The organism is Kineococcus terrestris (assembly GCF_041020755.1).
Classification (GTDB): Bacteria; Actinomycetota; Actinomycetes; order Actinomycetales; family Kineococcaceae; genus Kineococcus; species Kineococcus terrestris.
Genome location: NZ_JBEUEI010000015.1, coordinates 58,106 through 80,507 on the forward strand (window position 1 = coordinate 58,106; position 22,402 = coordinate 80,507).

At 77.6% G+C, this 22,402-nt stretch carries 21 protein-coding genes; 9 read left to right on the forward strand and 12 right to left on the reverse strand.

Annotation, left to right across the window (positions count from 1 at the left end; all coding sequences use genetic code 11):
- Positions 1-49: 49 nt before the first annotated feature.
- The 3 genes from AB8M62_RS10980 to AB8M62_RS10990 form a co-directional block, all read right to left on the reverse strand.
- Positions 50-1,657: a PhnE/PtxC family ABC transporter permease gene (locus AB8M62_RS10980; RefSeq protein WP_369069574.1), complete on the reverse strand. Its 1,608-nt coding sequence runs from the start codon at positions 1,655-1,657 to the stop codon at positions 50-52.
- Positions 1,654-2,325, reverse strand: a complete 672-nt coding sequence (locus AB8M62_RS10985; protein WP_369069576.1) for a phosphonate ABC transporter ATP-binding protein — start codon at positions 2,323-2,325, stop codon at positions 1,654-1,656. Before AB8M62_RS10985 ends, AB8M62_RS10980 begins: the two co-directional genes overlap by 4 nt.
- A gap of 71 nt (positions 2,326-2,396) precedes the next feature.
- Complete coding sequence (locus AB8M62_RS10990) at positions 2,397-3,296, reverse strand: putative selenate ABC transporter substrate-binding protein (RefSeq protein WP_444881714.1); 900 nt, start codon at positions 3,294-3,296, stop codon at positions 2,397-2,399.
- Between the two features lie 218 nt (positions 3,297-3,514).
- Here AB8M62_RS10990 and AB8M62_RS10995 point away from each other — a divergent pair, with 218 nt between their 5' ends.
- The 4 genes from AB8M62_RS10995 to AB8M62_RS11010 all read left to right on the forward strand — a co-directional run bounded on the left by AB8M62_RS10995 (position 3,515) and on the right by AB8M62_RS11010 (position 6,841).
- A complete protein-coding gene (locus tag AB8M62_RS10995) occupies positions 3,515-4,090 on the forward strand; it encodes a DUF1360 domain-containing protein (protein WP_369055299.1) in 576 nt (191 codons plus the stop codon).
- A 109-nt stretch (positions 4,091-4,199) separates the two neighbouring features.
- Positions 4,200-4,712, forward strand: coding sequence for a pyridoxamine 5'-phosphate oxidase family protein (locus AB8M62_RS11000; RefSeq protein ID WP_369055298.1), 513 nt, complete (start codon positions 4,200-4,202; stop codon positions 4,710-4,712).
- A gap of 53 nt (positions 4,713-4,765) precedes the next feature.
- A complete protein-coding gene (locus AB8M62_RS11005; RefSeq protein WP_369069579.1) occupies positions 4,766-5,779 on the forward strand; it encodes an SDR family oxidoreductase in 1,014 nt (337 codons plus the stop codon).
- 9 nt (positions 5,780-5,788) lie between these two features.
- Positions 5,789-6,841: a peptidase M42 gene (locus tag AB8M62_RS11010; protein ID WP_369069580.1), complete on the forward strand. Its 1,053-nt coding sequence runs from the start codon at positions 5,789-5,791 to the stop codon at positions 6,839-6,841.
- Between the two features lie 132 nt (positions 6,842-6,973).
- On the opposite strand, the gene AB8M62_RS11015 is transcribed toward AB8M62_RS11010, so the two are convergent.
- A complete protein-coding gene (locus AB8M62_RS11015) occupies positions 6,974-7,891 on the reverse strand; it encodes a LysR substrate-binding domain-containing protein (RefSeq protein ID WP_369069618.1) in 918 nt (305 codons plus the stop codon).
- A 90-nt stretch (positions 7,892-7,981) separates the two neighbouring features.
- Between AB8M62_RS11015 and AB8M62_RS11020 the strand changes: the two genes are divergently transcribed.
- A complete protein-coding gene (locus AB8M62_RS11020) occupies positions 7,982-8,917 on the forward strand; it encodes an EamA family transporter (RefSeq protein WP_369069581.1) in 936 nt (311 codons plus the stop codon).
- A gap of 147 nt (positions 8,918-9,064) precedes the next feature.
- Here the strand turns inward: AB8M62_RS11020 and AB8M62_RS11025 are convergent, their stop codons facing one another.
- The gene (locus AB8M62_RS11025) at positions 9,065-9,508 is read right to left on the reverse strand and encodes a MarR family winged helix-turn-helix transcriptional regulator (protein ID WP_369069582.1); all 444 of its coding nucleotides are present in this window, start codon (positions 9,506-9,508) and stop codon (positions 9,065-9,067) included.
- Between the two features lie 82 nt (positions 9,509-9,590).
- Between AB8M62_RS11025 and AB8M62_RS11030 the strand changes: the two genes are divergently transcribed.
- On the forward strand, positions 9,591-11,450 hold the full coding sequence (locus AB8M62_RS11030) for an ABC transporter ATP-binding protein (protein ID WP_373694913.1): 1,860 nt from the start codon (positions 9,591-9,593) through the stop codon (positions 11,448-11,450).
- 85 nt (positions 11,451-11,535) lie between these two features.
- Here the strand turns inward: AB8M62_RS11030 and AB8M62_RS11035 are convergent, their stop codons facing one another.
- From AB8M62_RS11035 to AB8M62_RS11055, 5 genes are all read right to left on the reverse strand, one after another.
- Entirely contained in the window at positions 11,536-12,201 is a 666-nt protein-coding gene (locus AB8M62_RS11035) for a fasciclin domain-containing protein (RefSeq protein ID WP_369055400.1), read from the reverse strand.
- A gap of 194 nt (positions 12,202-12,395) precedes the next feature.
- Positions 12,396-13,127 carry a hypothetical protein gene (locus tag AB8M62_RS11040; protein ID WP_369055290.1) on the reverse strand — a complete coding sequence of 244 codons (732 nt, stop codon included), beginning with the start codon at positions 13,125-13,127 and terminating at the stop codon, positions 12,396-12,398.
- Positions 13,128-13,161: 34 nt separating this feature from the next.
- Entirely contained in the window at positions 13,162-14,316 is a 1,155-nt protein-coding gene (locus AB8M62_RS11045) for a glycosyltransferase (protein ID WP_369069583.1), read from the reverse strand.
- Positions 14,313-15,410 (reverse strand): glycosyltransferase family 4 protein, encoded by a 1,098-nt coding sequence (locus tag AB8M62_RS11050; RefSeq protein WP_369055286.1) that lies wholly within the window; start codon positions 15,408-15,410, stop codon positions 14,313-14,315. Before AB8M62_RS11050 ends, AB8M62_RS11045 begins: the two co-directional genes overlap by 4 nt.
- A gap of 240 nt (positions 15,411-15,650) precedes the next feature.
- Complete coding sequence (locus tag AB8M62_RS11055; protein WP_369055285.1) at positions 15,651-16,205, reverse strand: TetR/AcrR family transcriptional regulator; 555 nt, start codon at positions 16,203-16,205, stop codon at positions 15,651-15,653.
- Positions 16,206-16,375: 170 nt separating this feature from the next.
- Between AB8M62_RS11055 and AB8M62_RS11060 the strand changes: the two genes are divergently transcribed.
- Positions 16,376-17,998 (forward strand): MFS transporter, encoded by a 1,623-nt coding sequence (locus tag AB8M62_RS11060; protein ID WP_369069584.1) that lies wholly within the window; start codon positions 16,376-16,378, stop codon positions 17,996-17,998.
- Between the two features lie 22 nt (positions 17,999-18,020).
- On the opposite strand, the gene AB8M62_RS11065 is transcribed toward AB8M62_RS11060, so the two are convergent.
- Complete coding sequence (locus AB8M62_RS11065; RefSeq protein ID WP_369069585.1) at positions 18,021-19,115, reverse strand: alpha/beta fold hydrolase; 1,095 nt, start codon at positions 19,113-19,115, stop codon at positions 18,021-18,023.
- Positions 19,112-19,756, reverse strand: a complete 645-nt coding sequence (locus tag AB8M62_RS11070; protein ID WP_369069586.1) for a hypothetical protein — start codon at positions 19,754-19,756, stop codon at positions 19,112-19,114. The genes AB8M62_RS11065 and AB8M62_RS11070 overlap by 4 nt, the downstream gene beginning before the upstream one ends.
- 184 nt (positions 19,757-19,940) lie before the next feature.
- On the opposite strand from AB8M62_RS11070, the gene AB8M62_RS11075 reads away from it, so the two are divergent.
- Positions 19,941-20,579: a PilZ domain-containing protein gene (locus AB8M62_RS11075; RefSeq protein ID WP_369069587.1), complete on the forward strand. Its 639-nt coding sequence runs from the start codon at positions 19,941-19,943 to the stop codon at positions 20,577-20,579.
- Positions 20,580-20,785: 206 nt separating this feature from the next.
- A complete protein-coding gene (locus AB8M62_RS11080) occupies positions 20,786-22,366 on the forward strand; it encodes a methyl-accepting chemotaxis protein (RefSeq protein WP_369069588.1) in 1,581 nt (526 codons plus the stop codon).
- Positions 22,367-22,402 lie beyond the last annotated feature (36 nt).

A 22,402-nucleotide genomic window follows, 5' to 3' on the forward strand; every position in this document is an offset into this window, starting at 1 on the left:
ACAGCCCGCAGGCTGGCTGTCAGGGTCGGCGCCGCGGACGCTCCACCCGTCAGCGCACCACCGCCCGCGCCCGGTCGCTGACCAGGTCCACGGCCAGGGTCAGCGCCACCAGCACCGCGAGGGTCGTCGTCACCGCGGGCCAGTCGAAGGTCTGCAGGCCGGTGGCGAGCACGGCGCCCAGCCCGCCGCCGGCGAGCAGCCCGACGAGGACCGTGTCCCGCACGGCGACCTCCCACCGGTACAGGGCGTGGGCGAGCACGGGCCCGGCCGCGCGCGGCGCGGTGCCGTACAGCCAGCCGCCGACCGGGCCCGCGCCCAGCGCCTCCAGCGCCCGCGCGGGCCGGCGGTCCAGCTCCTCGAGGGTCTCGGCGGTCAGCCGTCCCAGGACGCCGAGGGTGTAGACGCCCAGCGCGAGCGCCCCCGGCAGCGGCCCGGGCCGCAGCACGAACAGCAGGACCAGCGCGTGCACCGGCGGCGGCACGGCCCGCAGCAGCAGCAGGACGCCCCGCACCAGCGCCCCGGCGGCCCACCGCAGCGGCCCGGGCCGGCGCGGCGGGCGGGCGGCGACCCCGGACAGCAGCACCGCCCCCGCGGTGGCCAGCGCCACCGCGACCACGGACACCTGCACCGTGACGACGGCGGCGGCGGCCAGGGAGCCCAGCAGCGGCTCCGACACGTCCGGCGGCCAGGCCAGGGACAGCAGCAGCGCCAGCTGCTCGCCGGTGCGGTCCGCGACGAGGGTCGCCGGGCGCAGCGCCAGGTACCACCACGACCACGCCACGAGCACCGGCACCGCGAGCACCGCCGCGACCAGCCCGCGGTCGCGGCGCAGCCGGTCCCCGGCCACCGGCGGCGGGTCGGCCAGGCGGCGGCGCACGGCCCGGCCGGCGACGACGGCGCCCACGCACAGGAGCGTCAGCGCGTACACGCAGCTCCACACCTGGTCCCAGCGCAGCGAGCTGAACGACAGCGACAGCTGGTAGCCCAGGCCGCCCGCGCCGACCAGGCCGAGGACGACGGCCGAGCGCACCGCGCACTCCAGCCGGTAGGACGCGTACGCCAGCAGGGCGCCCGCGGCCGGCGGCAGCAGCCCGTACAGCGCGGCCGCCGCCCGCCCCGCCCCCGCGGCCCGCAGCGCCTCGTGGGCGCCGCGGGGCACCTCGTCGAGCAGGTCCGCGAACACCTTCGCGGTCACCGCGCCGTAGGGGACCCCGATGGCCAGCACCCCCACCCACGGGTCCAAGCCGAGGACGTTGACCAGCAGCAGCCCCCACACCGCCTCGTGCAGGCCGCGCGGCACGGCCACGGCGGCGCGCGCCAGCGTCCAGCCCGCGCGCCGGCGCCCCCACGTGCGGCGGGCCAGGACGACGGCGCCCGTCGCGCCCAGCAGGACGGCCAGCGCGGCACCCAGCACTGCGTAGGCGACCGTCACCAGGGCGCTCGTCAGCAGCACCCGGACGAACTCGGCCGACAGGTCCGGGGACAGCGCCCCGGCGGCGGAGCGGCCCGCCTGGCGCAGCCCCGCCGGGTTGAGCACGTCGCCGGAGAACACCCCCGTCCCGGCCAGCGACCACAGCACGAGGGCGGCGGCGCCCAGCCCCCACGCCCACCGCGCGCGCGACCGGCGCAGCCGAGGGGCGGCGATCGCCGTGCTCACGCGCCGACCCCGTAGAAGTCCGCGAGGTCCGCGGCGCTCAGCGAGGCGGCCGGGGCGTCCAGGACGAGGCGGCCGCCGACGAGGCCGACGACGCGGTCGCAGTGCCGCAGCGCCAGCGCGGGGTCGTGCAGCGCGGTGACCAGGGCGCCGCCGCGCTCGGCGGCCAGCTCCGTCAGCAGCGCCAGGACCCGCCCGGCCAGGGCGGGGTCCAGCGCGGACACCGGCTCGTCGGCCAGCACCAGCTCGGGGCGCTGCACGAGCACCCGGGCCACCGCGACCCGCTGCCGCTGCCCGCCGGACAGTCGCTCGGTGCGCTCGAACGCCCGGTCGGCCAGGTCCACCCGCTCCAGCGCGTCGAGCACCTCGGGCAGGCCCTGCGGGCGCAGCAGCGACCACGCCGCCCGCCACGCCGGCCAGTCCGCCAGCCGGCCGGCGTTGACGTTGTGGACCACGCGCAGCGGGCCCACCAGCTCCAGGTGCTGGTGGACGGTGCCCACCCGCGCGCGCAGCCGCCGCAGCGCGCGCCCGGACAGGGCGGACGGGTCGGCGCCGAGGACCTGCGCCGCGCCCGCGGTGGGCGTCACCGACCCGGTGAGCACACCGATCAGCGTCGACTTCCCGGCGCCCGAGGGCCCCACCACGGCGACCCGCTCGCCGCGCCCGACCACGAGGTCGAGCCCGGCCAGGGCCGTCGTGCCGCCGTGGCGGACCTCGACACCGGACAGCCGCAGGGCGGCGCTCAGAGGAGCCCCAGCTGCTCGCCGATCTCCTCGATCTCGGCGTGGTCGGACGCCCGCGCCGGGACGAACGCGCCGGCGCCGAACAGGTCGAGCACCTGCGCGTCGTCCGGGTCGTCGGCCGAGAGCCCGAGCAGGTAGCCGGTGAGCCGGTCGGGCAGGTCCTCGCCCAGCCGTTCGACGGCCCGCGGGCCGAGCAGCCAGTGGTAGTCGTGGTACGGCGGGGTCCGGGCGTAGACCCCGACGGCCGGGTCGACGGCGCCCTCGGCGCTGCGGGCGGTCCACACCTGCTCGTTGAGCGCGCCGGCCTCGTAGCTGCCGGAGGCGACCAGCTGCAGCGTCGCGTCGTGCGAGCCGCTGAACGCCGGGCCGCCGGGGAAGCCGCGCGGGTCCACGCCCTGCTCGGTCAGGGAGTGCGCGGGCATGAGGAACCCGGACGTCGAGGTCTGGCTGCCGTAGGTGAACCGCAGCCCCGCCAGCGCGGTCAGGTCGTCCGACGGCGCCAGGCCGGTGGCGGTGTTCACCACGAACACCGAGCGGAACGCGGTGTCGATGTCGCGCTGGGCCAGGACCACGGCGCCGGGGGTCTGCCGGCGCGCCTGCACCCCGGTCAGGCCGCCGAACCAGACGAGGTCCAGGTCGCCGGTGCGGAACAGGGACACCGCGGCGGCGTAGTCGGTGACGGGCCGGTAGGCGACGTCCAGGCCGGTGGCCGCGGCCATCGAGTCCGCGAGGGTGCCGTACAGGCGCTGCAGGACCTCCGGGTCCTGGTCGGGGATCGCCCCGACGGTCAGCTGCCCGCCGCTCCCGGAGGGGGAGGCGGCGGAGGAGACGGGGGAGGTGCGCCCGCCGCAGGCGGTGAGGCCCGCGAGGAGGGCGGAGGAACCGGCCGCGGCCAGCAGGCGGCGGCGCGGGGGGAGGAGCGGTGCTGCTGCGGGGCCACCCGACCGGACGGCGCGAGGGCCGGCGGTCACGTCGTCGTGGCGAGGACGGGAGCGGGCACGGGGGACCTCCTGGGGTCTGGGGGGCGGACGCGGTCATCGTGGCGCACGCGCCGCGGGCGGGCCCGGTGGCGGCCGCCGGGTGGTGGGAGCGGCGCGGCCGGGTGATGGTCGGGGGCATGGCCACCGACACCCCCGACGTCCCGCTGCGGGCGCGCGAGCACCTGCACGCCCTGCACACCCGCCTGACCGACGTCCAGGACGCCTACCAGGGCGACGAGGAGCGCCCGCTCGGCGGGTTCCTCACCCTCATGGGCGTCTTCGCCGGCGGCGTGGGCGGCGCGGCGCTGCTGGCGCGCGGCCTCGGCCGCGAGATGCCCGACCGCTTCAGCGCCCAGGACCTGTTCCTGCTCACCGTGGCCACCCACAAGGCCAGCCGGCTCATCTCCAAGGACGCCGTCACCGCGCCCTTCCGCGCCCCCTTCACCCGCTTCGTCGGCCCGGCCGGCGACGGGGAGAACATGGAGGAGGTCCGCGGCAGCGGCCTGCGCCACTCCGTCGGCGAGCTGCTGACCTGCCCGTTCTGCACGTCGGTGTGGGTGGCGACCGGCCTCGTGGCCGGCGGGGTCCTCGCCCCGCGGCTGACGCGCAGCGTCGCCGCCATGCTCACCGCCGTCTTCGGCTCCGACCTGCTGCACCTGGCCTACGACGCCGCCAAGCAGCTGCCCGAGCGCGCCCAGCCCGACGGCGACTGACGGCAGGGGGCCGGGACCCCGCGGCGCTGTTGCCGCCCCCCGCCCCCGCGCCCACCGTCGCGATCACCGACGTGACCGAGCACGACCAGCCGAGGACCGGGGAGGGACCGTGGCCGACGAGCGCGACGGCGTCGAGAAGGTCGCCGACATCATCGCCGACATCAAGACCTGCATGCTGACCACCACCACCGAGGACGGGCGGCTGGTCAGCCGCCCCATGGCCGTGCAGCAGGTGCGCTTCGACGGCGACCTGTGGTTCGCCGCCGACGACGACTCCGCCAAGGTCGCCCAGGTGCGGCACGGCTCCCCGGTCAACGCCGCCTTCGCCACCCGCGACGCCTGGCTGTCGCTGGCCGGTACGGCCGAGGTGGTCCACGACCGGGCCAAGGCCGAAGAGCTGTGGAACCCGGGCCTGGCGGCCTGGTTCCCGGACGGCCCGGGGACGCCGGGCCTGGCGCTCATCAGGGTGCACGCCCAGAGCGCGGAGTACTGGGACACCCCCGGCGGCACCGTCACCACCCTGCTCGCCCTGGCCACCAGCAAGCTGCGGGGCAGGCGCCCGGACGTCGGCGAGAACGAGACCGTCGACCTGGACACCGGCTCCCCGGGCACGGCCGGCTGACCCCCCTCCCGGCTCGGCGTGCCGGGTCGCGCACCGGCTGCGAGGGTCGGCGGGTGAGCGCATCGGGGAACGGGAGCGGGCGGCGGGTCGCCGTCGTGACGGGCGGGTCAGCGGGTCTGGGGCGCGCGGTCGTGCGGGAGTTCGCCGCCCGCGGGTACGACGTGGCCGTCCTGGCGCGCGGCGCCGAGGGCCTCGCGGGAGCGGTCGCCGACGTCGAGGCCGCCGGCGGCCGGGGCCTGGCGGTGCCGTGCGACGTGGGCGACGCCGAGGCCGTCGAGTCCGCCGCCGCCCGCGTCGAGGCCGGCCTCGGGCCGATCGACGTGTGGGTGAACAACGCGATGGCCAGCGTCTTCGCGAAGTTCTGGGACGTCGACCCCGCCGACTTCGACCGCGCCACCCGCACCACTTACTACGGCTACGTCAACGGCACCCGCGCCGCCCTCAAGCGGATGGTGCCGCGCGACCGCGGGACGGTCGTGCAGGTCGGCTCCGCGCTCGCGCACCGCGGGATCCCGCTGCAGTCGGCGTACTGCGGGGCCAAGCACGCGGTCCAGGGGTTCACCGAGAGCGTCATCACCGACCTGCTGTCCGAGGGCAGCTCCGTGACGGTGTCCCTCGTCCACATGCCCGGGATGAACACGACCCAGTTCGGGTGGGTGCGCTCGAAGCTGCCGAAGCACCCGCAGCCGGTCGCGCCGATCTACCAGCCGGAGGTGTGCGCGCCCGTCGTCGTCGACGTCGCCGAGCGCCCCCGCCGGGAGACGTGGGTCGGCGAGGCCACCGTCGGCACCATCCTCGGCAACCACCTGGCCCCCGCCCTGCTGGACCGCTACCTGGGCCGCACGGGCGTGTCCGGTCAGCAGACCGACCTGCCCGCCAGCGCGATGGTCGGCGACTGCCTCGACGAGCCGGTGCCCGGCGACCACGGCGCGCACGGGATCTTCGACGAGCGGTCGTGGTCGCGCAGCCCGCAGGTGTGGGCGCAGCGGCACCGCCGGCCGCTGGGGGCGGCCGCGGGGCTGGCCGCGGCGGTCCTGCTGGCGCGCGGCCTGGTGCGGCGGGGCTGAGGGGGCGGCGTGGACGCGGCGACGCGCGACCTGCTGCAGGAGCTGCTGCGCACGTACGGTCCCGGCGGTGACGAGGAGGCGGTCCGCGACGTGTGCGCGCGGGAGCTGGCGCCGCTGGTGGACCGCTCGTGGGTGGACGCCGCGGGCAACCTCGTCGGCCTGCTGGACGGGCCGGCGGGCAGCGCGCGGGGAGCGGTGCGCGTGACCGCGCACCTGGACGAGCTGGCGCTGGTCGTCAAGCGCGTGGCGCCCGACGGCGACCTGCACGTGCAGCCGCTGGGGACGATGTACCCCGCGAACTTCGGGCTGGGGCCGGTCGACGTGCTGGGCGACGCCGAGGTGGTGACGGGCGCGCTCGTGCTCGGCTCGGAGCACACGACGCGGGAGACCCCGCAGGTGTGGGCGACCAAGCCCGACGGGGGGGACCGCGCGATGACCTGGACCGACGTGCGGGTGTTCACCGGCCGCTCCCCGCGGGAGCTGGCCGACGCGGGCGTCCACGTCGGCAGCCGCGTCTGCGTGCACCGCAGCCGGCGCGAGCTCGTCGACCTCGGCGGGTTCACCGGGTGCTTCTTCCTCGACGACCGCCTCGCGCTGGTCGTCCTCCTGCGGGCGCTGCGCCTGCTGCGGCGGGAGGGTGGGCCCGCGTGCGACGTGTACGCCGTCTTCAGCACGCGCGAGGAGGTCGGCGGCGTGGGCGCGGCGTACGCGGACCGGACCCTGCCCGGCGAGGAGGTGCTCGCCCTGGACGTCGCCCCCGCCGAGGACGAGTACGGGACGTCGCTGCACCCCGGGGTCGTCGTCCCGTACGCCGACGCCACGGCCGTCTACGACCGTCGCTGCGCCGACCGGCTCGTCGAGCTCGCGGAGCAGCAGGGCGTGCCGGCGCAGCGCGCGGTCCTCGGCTCCTACGGCAGCGACGCCTCGGACTCCTCCACCGTCGGCCAGGTGGCGCGGGCCGTCGCGCTCGGGCTGCCGACGCTGTCGACGCACGGGTTCGAGGTCGTGCACCGCGACGTCGTGGACGGGGCTGCCCGGGTGCTGGCGGCCTACCTGCGCTGAGGTCCCCGCGGCTCGCGGGCCCAGCGCGGCGGGGACGAGCTCGTGCGCGGGGTGCTCGTGGACGTGGCGGCCGCCGGGAGGCGTCGGGGCGCCGTCCGCGACGAGGTGCCGGTGGCCCGGCGCCGTCCGGCCTCAGGCCCGCGACAGCCCCGTCCGCGCCCGCTCCAGCGCGTCGCGGAGGGCGCTCCGCAGCGCGCGCACGGCCGGGTGCCCGGCCGTGCCGCGGCGCGCGCCCGTGTAGAGGCGGCGCACCGGGTCGCCGGGCAGCGCCACCAGCCGCAGGTCGGGGTGCAGCTGCGTCCACAGCAGGTCCGGCAGCAGCGCGACGGCGTGCCCGGTCTCCACCAGGTGCGACTGCAGCAGCGGGTCGGGGGTCTCGATGCGCACGTCGGGCTCGAACCCGGCCGCCCGGCAGCGGGCCACCGCCCAGCGCGCCGGCAGCGACGCCGGCGGGTCCATCACCCAGGGCGCCCCCGCCAGCGCGGCCAGGTCCTCCGGCAGCCGGGCCAGCGGGCCGTGCCGCGGCAGCGCCAGCCGCAGGCCGTCGTGGGCCAGGTCCTCCTCGTCGACGCCGTCCTCCAGCACCCGCGGCAGGCCCGGGTACTCCTCGCCGAGCACCAGGTCGACGTCGTGGGCGAGCAGCGCGGCGAAGGCCTCCTCGGGCTCCAGCTGGGTGATCTCCACGCGCAGGGCCGGGTGCTCGGCGGCCAGGCGCGTCAGCGCGGCGGGCACGAGCGCCAGCAGCACCGTCTGGAAGCTGGCCACCCGCACCGTGCCGGTGACCTCGCTCAGCGAGGCCGCCAGGTCGGCCTCGGCGCGCTCCAGGCGCTCGATGACGGCGTCGGCGTGCCCGACGAGGACGCGCGCCGGGGCGGTCAGCCGCACCCCGCGCCCCACCCGCTCCAGCAGCCGCACCCCCGTCTCGTGCTCCAGCAGCGACAGCTGCTGCGAGACGGCCGACGGGCTGTAGCTGAGCGCACGGGCGACGGCGGCCAGGGTGCCGCGCCGGTGCAGCTCGCGCAGCAGGCGCAGGCGGTGGACGTCGAGCACGGACACCTCCCGATTGTTCAGCTCAGCTGACCGTTCTCCTCCAGAACAGTTCGCTGGACGCCACAGTAGCCGCCCCTCGACAGTGGAGCCGTGACCACCGCCGTCGCCCGCCCGGGCCCCGCCGTCCTGCTCGTGCTCGGCTCCTGCCTGTCCCTGCAAGTGGGCGCCGCGGCCGCCAGCCACCTGTTCCCCACCGCGGGCAGCACGGGTGCGACGGCGCTGCGCCTGGGCGTGGCCGCCCTCGTGCTGGTGGCCCTGGCCCGGCCGCGGCTGCGCACGTGGACGCGGGCGCAGTGGCGGGCCGTCGCCGCGCTCGGCGCGTGCCTGGCCGCCATGAACGGCACCTTCTACGCCGCCATCGACCGCATCCCCCTCGGCACGGCCGTCACCGTGGAGTTCCTCGGCCCCCTGACGCTGGCGGCGGTGCTGTCCCGGCGCGGGCGCGACCTCGTGTGGGTGGGCACCGCCCTGGCCGGCGTCGTCCTGCTCGGCACCGCCGGGCACCCCGCCGACGTCGACCTCGACCCGGCCGGCGTCGCGCTGGCCGCCGTCGCGGGCGTCTTCTGGGCCGGGTACGTGCTCACCGCCGGCCGGGTCGGGCGGGCCGTGCCGGGGCTGGGCGGGCTCGCGGTCGCCACGGCCGTCGCCGCGCTGCTCGTCCTGCCGCTGGGCGCGCCGGGCGCCGCGCGGGCGCTGGGCGAGCCGGGACTGCTGCCGCTGGTCGTCGCGACCGCGCTGCTGGCCTCCGTCGTGCCGTACGCCTTCGAGCTGGCGGCGCTGCGGCGCCTGCCCGCCGCCGTCTTCGGCGTCCTGCTCAGCCTGGAGCCGGCGCTCGCGGCGGCCGCCGGGTTCGCGCTGCTCGGCGAGCGGCTCAGCGCGGCCGGGGTCCTGGCCATCGGCCTGGTCGTCGCCGCGAGCGCCGGCTCGACCCTGTCGGCGCGCCGGCGGGCGGAGGGAACGCCACCGCGCCTGCCCCGGCCCCGCCGCTCGGCCCGCTCCCTGCGGTCTCCCGCTCCCCCGCGCTGACCCCGCCGCCCTCCCCGCCCCCCCCCGTGATCTCGCAGGGCTCCCCAGCGAGACCACGGGAGGCATCGCGCGGTGATCATGGATGGGTGAGCAGTCACCCGTCCGTGATCACGGCGAGGGGGCGGGGCGGGCCGGCGGCGGGGACGGTCAGGGGGCCGGGTCGCCGGCGGTGTCGAGGGCGGTGGTGACGCGGCGCAGCAGGGCCAGCAGCTGGGCACGCTCGGCCTCGTCGAGCACCTCGAAGGCCGTCGCGGCCGACGCCCGGGCGCGCTCGTGCAGCTCGGCGTGGACGCGGCGGCCCTCGTCGGTCAGCCGCACCAGCGCCACCCGCCGGTTGGCGGGGTCCTGCTCGCGGCGCAGCAGGCCGCGCTCCTCCAGCGGGTCGACGAGGTCGGTCACCGAGCGCGGCGCCACGCGCAGGCGCTCGGCGAGCTCCCCCATGCGGGGTGCCCGCTCGCAGCGGCCGAGGACGCGCAGGAGCCGCGCCTGGGCGGGGGTGACGCCGAGGTCGCCGGTCTCGGCGTGCGCGCGGTGGCGCAGGCGGTGCTGCAGGCCGCGCAGGGCGTCGGCGATCTCGACCGGGTCGGGCACGGGAACACCGTAACGGACGTTGAGGTTGCCTCACCATGAGGTAACCTCAACGTCACTGACCCCGACACCAGGAGGTCCGCCCGTGCGCGGAGACCCCGCCCAGGACCCCTTCCGCCCCGACCGGCGCACCCGGCCGGCCCCCTCGACCGCCACCAGCCGCGCCGACGTCGCGCGCGTCCTGCGCCTGTTCCGCCCCCACGTGCGCACCCTGTCCGCCGTCGGCGCCCTCATCGCGCTGTCCGCGCTCGCCGGTGTCGCCGCCCCCTTCCTCCTGCGCGAGATCGTCGACGTGGCCCTGCCCACCGGCGACCTGCGCCTGCTCGGCTGGCTCGTCGCCGGGCTGCTCGGCATCGCCGCCGCCACCACCGCCCTCGACGTCGTGCAGGGCCTGCTGACCACCCGCGTCGGCCAGGCCGTCATGCACCGCCTGCGCGTCGCGCTCTACACGCACCTGCAGCGGATGTCGCTGGGCTTCTTCGCCCGCACCCGCACCGGCGAGGTGCAGTCGCGCATCGCCAACGACGTCGGCGCCATGCAGACCGTCGTCACCAGCACCGGTGCCGACCTCGTCTCCAACCTCGCCACCGTCGTCGTCACGTCCGTGGCGATGCTCGCCCTCGACTGGCGCCTGGCGCTGCTGTCGTTCGCCGTCCTGCCCTCCTCGGTCTGGCTGAACCGGCGCGTCGGGCGGATGCGCCGGCGCATCACCGCCGAGCGGCAGCGGCAGATGGCCGAGATGTCCGCCACCGTCGAGGAGACGCTGTCCGTCTCCGGCATCCACCTGACCCGCACCACCGGCCGCACCCCCGAGGTCGTCGAGCGCTTCACCCGCCAGTCCGACGAGGTCGCGGGGCTGGAGGTGCGCTCGGAGATGGCCGGGCGCTGGCAGTGGTCGCTCATCACGCTGACGATGGCCGCCGTCCCCGCCCTGACCTACCTGCTCGGCGGGTGGCTGCGCGGCACCGGCTCGGCGCTGACCATCGGCACCCTCGTCGCGCTCGTCACCCTGCAGGCGCAGCTGTTCCGCCCGCTGGGCGCGCTGCTGCGCATCGTCGTGCGCCTGCACGCCTCGATGGCCCTGTTCAGCCGCGTCTTCGAGTACCTGGACACCCCGCCGGAGGTCGTCGAGCGGCCCGGCGCCCGCACGCTGCCCCGCCCGCGCGGCCGGGTGGAGTTCCGCGGCGTCTCGTTCGGCTACCCCGGCGCGGAGGCGCCCACCGTCGCGGGCGTCGACCTCGACGTGCCCGCCGGCACCTCCCTGGCCGTCGTCGGCGCCACCGGCTCCGGCAAGACCACCCTCGGGTACCTGCTGGCCCGCCTGTACGACACCGACGACGGGCAGGTCCTGCTCGACGGCGTCGACGTGCGCGACCTGACCGCGCGCTCGCTGTCGGACACCGTCGGCGTCGTCACGCAGGAGACGTTCCTGCTGCACGCGAGCGTCGCGGAGAACCTGCGCTTCGCCAAGCCCGACGCCACCGACGCCGATCTGGAGCGCGCCGCGCGCGCCGCGCAGGTGCACGACCTGGTCGCCGCGCTGCCGCAGGGCTACGACACCGTCGTCGGCGAGCGCGGGTACCGCTTCTCCGGCGGGGAGAAGCAGCGCATCGCCCTGGCGCGCACGATCCTGCGCGACCCGCCGGTCCTGCTGCTCGACGAGGCCACCAGCGCGCTGGACACCCGTACCGAGCGGGCGCTGTCGGCCGCGCTGGGCGAGCTGTCCGCCGGGCGGACGACCATCACCATCGCGCACCGGCTCTCGACCGTGCGCGGCGCGGACCAGGTCGTCGTCCTGGACCGCGGCCGGGTCGTCGAGCGCGGCACCCACTCCGAGCTGCTGGCCCGCGGCGGGCGCTACGCCGAGCTGGTCGCGGCCGACGGCGCCCGCGAGGACGCCGGGGACGCGGAGGACGACGTCCCCGCCCAGGCCGTGCGCCCCTGACCCCTCCGCTCCGCCCCTCCCCGCCGTGATCACGGATCGGTGAAGGTTCACCCGTGCATGATCACGGCGGGAGGAGAGGGGCGGGTCAGGCCGGGGGCATCAGGACGGCGTCGATGAGGTAGACCGTCGCGTTGGCGGTCTGGACGCCGCCGCAGACGACGTTGGCGCCGTTGACCGTGAGCATCTCGGGCGAGCCGGAGACCTCCAGGTCACCGCCCTGGACCGTCGTCAGGGTGCCGGCGTCCGCCACCATCTGCGGGTCCATCTGGCCGGGCACCACGTGGTAGGTCAGCACCGTCGTCAGCGTCTCGGCGCCCTCGGGCGTCTGCAGCGTCTCCACCGTCGCCGGGTCCAGCGCCGCGAACGCGTCGTCGACCGGGGCGAAGACGGTGAACTCATCGCCGTTGAGGGTGTCGACGAGGTTCACGTCGGGGTTCAGCTGGCCGGACACGGCCGCCGTCAGCTGCGTCAGCAGCGGGTTGTTCGAGGCCGCCGTCGCCACCGGGTCGGCGGTCATGCCCTCGACGGAACCGGGGCCGTCGGGCACCTGCGCGGCGTAGTCGGCGCAGCCCGGGCCCACGGGGCCGGCGGCCATCTCCATCTCCGGCGAGGCCGACTCCGAGGGGGTCTCCATCGGCGTCTCCGACGGCGCCTCCGACGTCGTCGTGGTGTCCGTGGCGGCGGTGTCCTCGCCGCCGCCGCAGGCGGCCAGGCCCAGGCCGGCCGCGCTGACGAGCGCCACGAGGGACATCACCCGGCGGCGGGGCCGCACCGCGGTCGTGGTCGTCGTGGTCTCGGTGTCGCTGGCTCGGGTCACGGGGTGCTCCTCCGGTCGCTGCGGTCGGACGCCGGTCGGCGTCCTTCACCGGGGGTTCGCGGCAGGACCCCGCCGCGGATGCGTCGATCGACCGACCGTGACCCGATCGTGACCTGAGGTACCCGTCCTCAGAGGACGGGCAGGCCCGGCGCGTGCCAGCCCTGGAAGCCCTCCGGCAGCGGCTCGTCCGGCGACCAGCGGCCCGTGACGGCCTCGCCGGCCGGTTGCCAGGAGCCCTCCCGCCAGCGGTAGGTGCGCTCGCGGGTGTCCAGGCCCTCCAGGGCGTCGTCCACCAGCGCCGTGCGCCAGGTGACCAGCCCCGGCTCCTCGACGGTGACGCCCGCGCTGCTGGCGCGGGAGGCGTCCACCCACCACTGCTGCCCGCCCGAGAACTCGTCCGGTTCGGGCGCCGACAGCACCTCCAGCGCGCCCGCGCGCCAGGTGAGCACCGTGAACCACGACGTGTGCGCGCCGACCGTCGACAGCAGCAGCAGCTCCTCGCCGGCCTCGCCGTCCAGGGCGGTCGAACCCCACCAGGCGTCCGTGCCCAGGCCGTCGCCGACCCACTCGTCCACGGGCACCGCCCGCGTGACCAGCGCGCCGGCGGCCGTCGCCACCCGCACCTCCACGCCCTCGCCCGGCGCGGCGGCGCTCACCAGCGCCACGTCGTCGGCCGCGCCGTCGCCGTCCACGTCGACGCGCTCCAGCAGGCGGCAGGCCGCGAGGTCCCCGCAGGCGTCCGGCGCCGGGGTCGGCGCAGCGACCGGGGCCCCCGGGGACGCCGCGTCCCCGCACGCCGACACCGCCAGCAGCACCGCGGCGACGAGCGCTCCCGCGCGTCCCGGCACCCGACCCACCACGACTCCTCCTCGGTCCCGCGCCACCCCCGCGACGTCAGGACGCCGCAGGGTAACCCCGCGCCGACCCCCCGTGCGGGGAGTTGCCCACGGGCAGCACCGCGAGGAACCCCTCGACGGTGCGGCGGGCCGGGAACCGCTCCGCGCTGGCCCGGGCGGCGGCCCGGTCGGCGGCCCCGTCGAGCACCGCGGACACCGCGGCGGCCAGCGCCGACGGCTCCCCCTCGGCGGTCAGCCCGGCGCCCGGGCCCAGCAGCTCGCCCACCGCGGACCCGGCGTGCGCGACGACGGGCGTGCCGCACGCCAGCGCCTCCAGCGCCGCCAGCCCGAACGTCTCCACGGGTCCCGGCGCCAGCGCGACGTCGGCGCGCGCCAGCGCCCGCGCCACCTCGTCGCGCCCGCGCAGGAACCCCGGGAACCGCACCGGCAGCCCCCGCGCGCGCCGCTGCAGCCGCGCCCGCTCGGGCCCGTCGCCGGCGACGACCAGCTCCACCCGCCGCCCGTCGCGCACCAGCTCGGCCACCGCGTCCACGGCCAGGTCCACGCGCTTCTCCCGCGACAGGCGGCTGGCCACCACGAGCTGGGCGGTGCCGCCGCCGGAGCGCAGCCGCGGCGCGAAGCGGTCCAGGTCCACGCCCAGCGGCACCCGGTGCACGACCGCGCCCGGCAGCCGCGCGAACTCCTCCGCCGCCCAGGCCGTCGAGCACACGACGGCGTCGAAGCGCGCCGCCAGCCGGCGGTTGGAGACGTCCGCGACGTGCCGCCACAGCGCCGCGACGGGCGAACCCGGCCCCGGCCGGCCCGGCAGCCACGGCAGCAGCACCCGGTCCAGGCGCTCGTGGCTGACCACCAGGTGCGGCACGCCGCGCTCGCCGGCCCACCGGCCCAGCCCGCGCAGCGTCAGCCGGTCGTGGACCTCCAGGCGGTCGGGGCGGAAGGCGTCCAGGACGCGCGCGACCCGCCGGTGCCCGGGCAGCAGCCGGTACCCCGTGCCCGGCACGCGCGGGGCGGCGACCTCCCGCACCGCGCCCCACGGCTGCTCGCGCAGCGCGTCGCGCTCGCCGGGCACCACGACCAGGACGTCGTGCCCGGCGTCGGCGTACCCGCGGGCGAGGGTGCGCAGCAGCGTGCGCACGCCCCCCGAGGCGGGGGCGACGAAGTTCGCGACGAGCGCGGTGCGCGGGGTGCTCACCCGGCCAGGACCTCGCGGTAGGTGGCCAGCAGGTCGTCGCCGACGCTGGCCCAGTCCCGCCCCGCCACCGACGCGCGCGCCGCACCGGCCAGCTGCGCGCGCCGCACCGGGTCACCGGCCAGCGCCGCGACGTGGTGGCGCAGGTCCCCGGCGGACCCCGGCGCGAACAGGGTGCCGTTGACCCCCGGCTCGACGAGGTCCAGCAGACCGCCGGCGGCGGGCGCGACCACCGGCACCCCGCTGGCCAGGGACTCCTGGGCCGCCTGGCAGAACGTCTCCGCGCGGCCGGTGTGCACGAACAGGTCCAGGGAGGCGAACGCCGCGGACAGGTCCGTGCCGCCGAGCATCCCCAGGAAGCGGGCGCGCGGCAGCAGCCGCTGCAGCTGCGCGCGCGCCGGGCCGTCGCCGACGACGACCAGCCGCACGCCCGGCAGGGACTGCACGGCGGCCAGCAGCCCCAGCTCCTTCTCGGGCGCCAGCCGCCCCACGTAGCCGACGAGGACCTCCCCGCGCCCGGCCAGGCGCCGGCGCAGGTCCTCGTCGCGGTGGCCGGGGGAGAAGCGCTGCAGGTCCACCCCGCGCGGCCAGCGCGAGACGCGGTCCACGCCGTGGTCGCGCAGCTGCTCGCAGGCGGCGCGGCTGGGCGCCAGGGTGCGCGCGGCCATGCCGTGCACGCGGCGCACCCACCGCCAGGCGGCGCGGGTCAGGCCCGTCAGCCCGTAGCGGGCGGCGTAGCCGGGCAGGTCGGTCTGGTAGACGGCGACCGCGGGCACCCCGAGGCGGCGGGCCAGCGGCGCGGCCTGCGCGCCCAGGACCGCGGGCGCGGCCAGGTGCACGAGGTCGGGGCGGAACTCGCGCAGCGCGCGCGACAGCTCCCACGTCGGGTACGCCACGCGCTGCTCGGCGTACAGGGGCAGCGGCGCGGAGGCGACGCGGACGACGCGGACGCCGTCGTGCTCGGCGGGACCGCGGCCGGGGGCCACGACGACGGCCTCGTGGCCGCGGCGGGCGAGGTGCTCGACGACGCGCAGGACGGACCCGGTGACGCCGTTGACCTGCGGCAGGAACGACTCGGTGACCACGGCGATGCGCACGTGCCCCACGGTGGACGGCGGGCCGTTGCCGCCCGGCGATCACGGCGCGGAGATCGACTGAACGCTGCCCGAACTTCTCCCCCGCCCGCCCCCCGGCTCCCGCGTCCTGCCGCCCCGCCCGCCGCCCCCCGCGGTGATCATGGACGGGTGAGCCCTCACCCGTCCATGATCACCGCAGGTCGAACCCCTCCGTGATCTTGCTGGGAATCCCTGCAAGATCACGGGAGGAGGAAGGGCGGGTCAGGGGCGCGGCGGGGCGAGGCGGGCGACGACGGCGAGGACGCCGTCGAGGTCGGCCTCCAGCGCCGGGCGCACGGCACCGGTGCTGGCCTGGCCCCACAGCCCGTCGCCGACCAGCTGCAGGGTGCGGGCCAGCGCCGGGTCGCCGACCTGCTCCTCGATGAGCGCGCGCCAGGACTCGGCCGCGGCCGCGTAGCCGGCGGCGGCGCGCGGGTCGCCGTCCTGGGCCAGGCGCAGCACCGCGACCATCGCGCGGTGCAGCGGGTCGTCGACCGGCGCCAGCGACGTGCGCACGTAGTAGACGGCGGCGCCCTCGGGGGCCTCGCGCATGGCGGCCAGGTCGTCGGCGACCACGCGCTCGGCGCGCGCCAGGAGGGCGTCGACGAGGGCGTCCTTGGTGGCGAAGTGGTACAGCAGCCCGCCCTTGGACACGCCGGCCTCGGCGGCGACGGCCTCCAGGGTGGCCGAGCGGGGGCCGGTGGCGACGACGACGGCCGCGAAGGCGTCCAGGAGCCGTTCGCGGGTGGTGGGCAAGGGTGTCGCGGGGGCCGGCACGGGCTCCAGGGTAATCGGCTGGCCAGCCGGACCGTCCAGCCGGTACAGTAACCGTCCAGACGGTGCAGAAACTCCCCCGCACGTGCCGGGGAGCCCGCCGTCCAGCCGGTCGGAGAACCTCGACGGGCCAGCGCGGCGCCACCGGCCCGCCGCGCGGTCCTGGACACCCCATGCCCCTGCAGCCCACGCCCCAGAACCCCACGCCCCGCCACGTGCCCGCGCCCCGCCGCACCGGCACCGGCGACCGCCGCCCCTGGCTGGCCCTGGCGGTCCTCGTCCTGCCCGTGCTGCTCGTGTCCGTCGACACGACGGTGCTGAGCTTCGCGCTGCCCGCGATCAGCACGGCGCTGGCGCCCAGCGGCACGCAGCTGCTGTGGATCGTCGACGCCTACCCGCTGGCCCTGGCCGGGCTGCTCATCCTCATGGGTTCCCTCGGCGACCGCTTCGGCCGGCGCCGCCTGCTCCTGGTCGGCGCGACCGGTTTCGGCGTCGTCTCCCTGCTGGCCGCGTTCGCCACGTCCGCCGAGCAGCTCGTCGCCGCGCGCGCCGCCCTCGGCGTGTTCGGCGCGACGCTCATGCCGTCCACGCTGTCGCTGCTGCGCAGCACGTTCCCCGACCGCGAGCGCCGCCGCACCGCGTTCGCCGTGTGGGCCGGCGCCTTCGCCGGCGGCGCGGCCCTCGGCCCGGTCGTCGGCGGGTGGCTGCTGGAGCACTTCTGGTGGGGTTCGGTCTTCCTGATGAACGTGCCCGTCATGGTGCTGCTGCTCGTCCTCGCGCCCGTGTTCGTGCGCGAGTCCAAGGACCCCGCGCCCGGGCCGGTGGACCTGCTCAGCGCCGCCCTGGCCGTCGTCGCGATGACCGGCGCGGTGTACGGGATCAAGTCGGTCGCCAAGGACGGCGTCGCCGTCGAGGCGCTGCTGCCGCTGCTGGTCGGCGCCGCGGTCGGCGTGTGGTTCGTGCGCCGCCAGCAGTCGCTGCGCGACCCGATGCTCGACGTCGCGCTGTTCCGCGTGCCGGTGTTCCGCGCCGCCGTGCTGGCGAACCTGCTGAGCATCCTCGGCATGACGGGGATGCTGTTCGCGACCTCGCAGTACCTGCAGCTCGTGCTGGACCTGCGGCCCGTCACCGCCGGTCTCCTCCTGCTGCCGGGCGCGGTGGTCTCCATCAGCGCGGGCCTGCTGGCGGCGCGGCTGGCGCGCCGGTACCCGCTGGCCACGCTGATCCCGCTCGGGCTGCTGCTGGGGACCGCCGGGTACGCGGTCGCCGCCACCCTCGGGCCCGGCGGCGCGGACGCCGGACGGCACGCCGTCCAGCTCGCGCTGGCGTTCGTCGTCCTGTCCGCGGGCACCGGGCTGGCCGAGACCCTGACCAACGACGCGATCCTGGCCACCGCGCCCGCCGAGCGCGCCGGCGCCGCCTCGGCGATCTCCGAGACGGCCTACGAGGTGGGCGCCGTCCTCGGCACCACCGTCCTGGGCAGCCTGCTCACCGGTGTCTACCGGGCGGGCGTGCAGGTTCCGGCGGCCGCGAGCGCCGAGCAGGCGACCGCGGCGCGCGAGACGCTCGGCGGCGCCGTCGAGGTCTCCGGGGCGCTCGCGGGCACCGACGCGACCGCGCTGCTGGAGTCCGCGCGGGCGGCCTTCGCGCACGGTGTGGACGCCACCGCCCTGGCGGGCGTCGCGCTGACGCTGACGGCCGCGGTCTTCGTGCGCCGGCAGCTGCGGCGCGGGGAGAGCACCGGCGCGGCTCCGGAGGCCGGGCGGACGGCGCCGGTCGCGGGCACCCGCGGCTGACGCGCCACGGGCCGCGCGGGGCTCAGCCCGGGCGTCGCGCGGCCAGCGCGGTGCGCACCCCCCACAGGTAGTCCTCCGGGCGCTCCCACGCGGCGAAGTGGCCCCCGCGCTCGAACTCGCGCCACGCGACCACGTCGAAGAACCGCTCGGCGAACCGGCGCGGGGCGTTGACGAGGTCGTGGGCGAACACGGTGAACACCGCGGGAGCCGGCACGCTCGCCCAGTCCTTCGCGGCCGCGGCGGCGTAGGGCGTGAACGAGGTCCCGACGCAGCCGGTGAACCAGTAGGCGCTCACCCACGTCAGGGCCTCGTCGGGGGTGAAGACGTCGGTGAGCGAGCCGTCGCCGTCGGTCCAGCGCAGCAGCTTCTCCACGACCCACGCCGCCAGGGCGGCCGGGGAGTCGCCCAGCCCCACCGCGAGGGTGTTCGGCCGGGTGGACTGCTCGTGCATGTACCCGCCCTCGGCCGCCTGCCAGCGGTGCCCCCGGGCGACGTACGCGCGCTCCTCGGCGTCGAGGTCGCCGGGCGGGTCGACGAGGAAGCGGTACTGGGAGACGTCGGTCAGGTGCAGGGCGGCGACGAGGTCGGGGTGCCGGGCGGCGAGCGCCTCGGCGACGTCGCAGCCGACGTCGCCGGCCGAGACGACGCACGGGCCGAACCCGCCCTCGCGCACCGCGTCGGCGACGGCGTCGGCCGTGGCGGTGGCGGACAGCCCCCCGGTGGGGACGGGCGCCGCGAAGGGGAAGCCCGGCAGCGCCGGGGCGACGACGGTGACGTCGGCCAGGTGCGGCAGCAGCCGCTCGAAGCGCAGGACGGAGTCGGGCCAGCCGTGCAGGAGCAGGACGACCGGTGCGTCCGGCGCCGCCCGGGCGACGACGGCCCGCACGGGCACCGGGGTCCGCTCGGTGCGCTCCCACGGCAGCGCCGCGACGCGCTCCTCGTGGGCGCGCCAGTCGTAGGCGTCGCGCCAGTGCTCCAGCAGCGCGTCGAGCAGGGGGGCGGGGACGCCGAGCGGGCGGTCGAGCTGGACGTGCGGCACGCGGCGGTACCGGCGCAGGCGCTCGCGCAGGTCGTCCAGGTCCGCCCGCCCGGTGCGGGGCAGCTCGTCCGGCCTCACGGTGTCCCGCCCGTCCTGCTCGCCGCACCGCCGGGGCCGGCGCCGAACAGCGCCCGCGCGCAGCGTCGGTGCGCGGCGGCGACCTGGTCGGCCTGGTGCTGGGCGCCGGGCAGGACGGGCCGGCCCAGCGCCGTGGCCAGGCCCGCGGCGGCCAGCGCCCGGCGGGTCAGGGCCACGTGCAGCTGCTCCAGGCGCAGCAGGGCCGCGGCCGCGCCGTCGCGGGCGGGCCGGGCCACCGGCAGCCGGTCCACGACGGGCAGCCGGTGCAGCAGCGGCAGCGCCGCGGACACCCGCCCGCCGGCCCAGCCGGCCGACTGCGCGACCCAGTCGGTGCGCACCGAGCGCTCCTGCATGACGGCGCGCAGCTCGGCGCGGTCGGCGGCCACCTCGCGGCGCAGCCGCTGCAGCAGCGGGCGCTCGACGGCCAGGTCGGGGTCGGCGGCCGCGCGGCGCAGCTCGGCGACGAGCGCGCTGGTCGCCACGAGCTGCTCGTTGAGGTAGCCGGCGAGCGCGGGGTCCACGCCGGGGTCGGGGTCGACGGGCCGTCCCAGCCGCGCGGCGACGGCCGCGCCGAGGCGGGCCGGGACGCGGCGGCCGACCTCGCGGACGCCGGCGAGCACGGCGTCGGGAACACGCAGCACCGCTGCCTCCTCCGGTGTCGTCGTCACGGGGCGGGTGGGTGACGCTACCGGCCGGGGGCGTGCGGACGCTGCCCGGAGCGGGTGCGGCCGATCGGGTGAGCGGATCCCGGGGAACGGTCGCGTCGTCACGGGCAGTCACGTATCGTGTCGCTGAGTCACACGACCAGCGCACCGGGGGGCACGGATGGACGGCGGCGGAACGCTCATGATGGACGGCCCTGCCGTCGACACGACCGTCACCCTGATGCCCGCCGGGCCGGGCGAGGCCGCCGTGCACACCGGCACCGTCCGCTCCTGGACCGCCGGGGCCGCGGGCCTCGTCGTCACCAGCCACGTCAGCGCCGACCCCGACGCCGTGCGCGCCCTCGACGGCCAGCGCGTGTGGGTGGCCACCGACGCCGGTGATGACGGCGGCGTCGTCCCGCACGCCGTCTTCCAGGCCGTCGCCCAGGCGCACCGCGCCGACGAGCTGGCCCTGACCGGCGTCATGCTGCTCGCCTCCGAGACCCGCCGCGGCGCCGTGCGCGCCCCCGCCTCCGTGCCCGTGCACGTCGAGGGCGGCGGCACCGCCACCGACACCCGCACCGTCGACCTGTCCCGCTCCGGCCTGCGGCTGGAGGGCGCCGACCTGCCCGTGGACGCCGAGGTCGACGTCTCCGTGCACCTGGACGAGGGCCTCGACGTGCACGCGCGCGGGCACGTCCTGCGCGTCGACGACGAGACCGGCGAGGCCGTGGTGCGCTTCGTCGAGCTCGACCGCGACGCCGCCGAGGCGCTGGAGCGCACTGTCCTCACCGAGCTGGCCCGCCGCCCCCAGGACTGACCGCCCGCCGCCCCACCCCGCCGTGATCCCGCTGGGAATCCCAGCGAGATCACGGTAGTGGTCGTCGTGATCACGCACGGGTGAGCGCTCACCCGTCCGTGATCACGGTGAGGAACCGGCCGCCGCTCGGATCCCGCGCCGGCGTGCCGATGGACCACCGCGGACGTCCATCCCGGGCGCCCGCGGGACTCGAGGAGCGGGAACACGTGAAGCGCGACGTCGGGCGGTCCATCGCGGCCCGCCTCCTGGTGATCGTCCTGGTGGCCGCCGTCGGCGTCGTCACCGTCACCGCCCTGGCCGCCCTGCAGGTGCGCGACCGGATCACCACCGAGCGCGAGGCCGCCACCCGCGCGGTCGTCGAGACCGCCCTCGGCGTCGTGCAGCACTACGGCGAGCTGGCCGAGACCGGCGAGCTCACCGAGCAGGAGGCCCAGGAGCAGGCCCTGGCCGCGGTGGGGGCGCTGCGGTACTCCGGCCAGGAGTACTTCTGGATCAACGACCTGACCCCGACGATGCTCATGCACCCGGTCAAGCCCGAGCTGGACGGCACCGACCTGTCCGGCAAGACCGACCCCGACGGCAAGGCGCTGTTCGTGGAGATGGTCGACGTCGTGCGCGCCGACGGAGCCGGGTTCGTCGACTACCAGTGGCCCAAGCCCGGCGCCGACGCGCCGCAGCCGAAGGTCTCCTACGTCGCCGGCTACGAGCCGTGGGGCTGGATCGTCGGCTCCGGCGTCTACGTCGACACCGTCACGGCCGCCGCCCTCGACGACGCGCAGCGCCTGGCCGTCGTGTGCGCGCTGGTGCTGCTGGCGTGCGCCCTGCTGTCGTGGGCCGTCGGGCGCAGCATCGTGCTGCCGATCCGCCGCGCCACCGCCGCCCTCACCGGCGGCGACCTCGGCGCCCGGCTGGACACCGGCCGCGGGAAGACCGAGCTGGAGCAGCTGGCCGTCGCGCTCAACGGCACCCTGGCGCGCGCCGACGACGTCGTGCGCGAGGTACGCGCCGCCGCGGGCAACCTCGACGCGGCCGCCGCGCAGCTCGTCGGCTCCAGCGACCAGATCGCCCACGGCGCCGCCGACACCAGCGACCGCGCGCAGCGCGTCAGCGCCGAGGCCGTCGACGTGACGGGCCGGATCGGCGAGCTGGCGACCGGCGCGGGCGACATGGGCACCGCCATCGCCGAGATCACCCGCAACGCGCAGGCCGTCGCGCAGATCGGCCAGGAGGCCGTGGCCGTGGCCTCCGACACCAGCCGCGCGGTCGCCGAGCTGGGCCGCTCCTCCTCCGAGGTCGGCGGCGTCGTCAAGACGATCACCGCCATCGCCGAGCAGACCAACCTGCTGGCGCTCAACGCGACCATCGAGGCGGCGCGCGCCGGGGAGATGGGCAAGGGCTTCGCCGTCGTCGCCGGCGAGGTCAAGGAGCTCGCGCAGCAGACCGCCGCCGCCACCACCGACATCACCGGGCGCATCGACGCCATCCAGTCGGCCGTGGCCGACGCCGCCGCCCGCATCGGGCAGATCAGCGAGATCGTCGGGCGCATCGACGACTACCAGGGCACCATCGCCGCCGCCGTGGAGGAGCAGGCCGCCACGACGGACGGGATGAGCCAGCAGGTGGCCGCGGCGGTCGCCTCGGGCCGCGTCATCACCGGCACGCTGGACGGTGTCGTCGCCGCCGCGGAGCGCACCTCCGGCGACGTGGAGGGCATCCGCGCCGCCGCGCGCGAGCTGGCCGCCACGTCCGCGCAGCTGCAGGCCGTCGTGGGCTCCCCGGCCCGCTGACCCGCCGGCTCCCCGTCCCACCGCCCCACCCCGCCG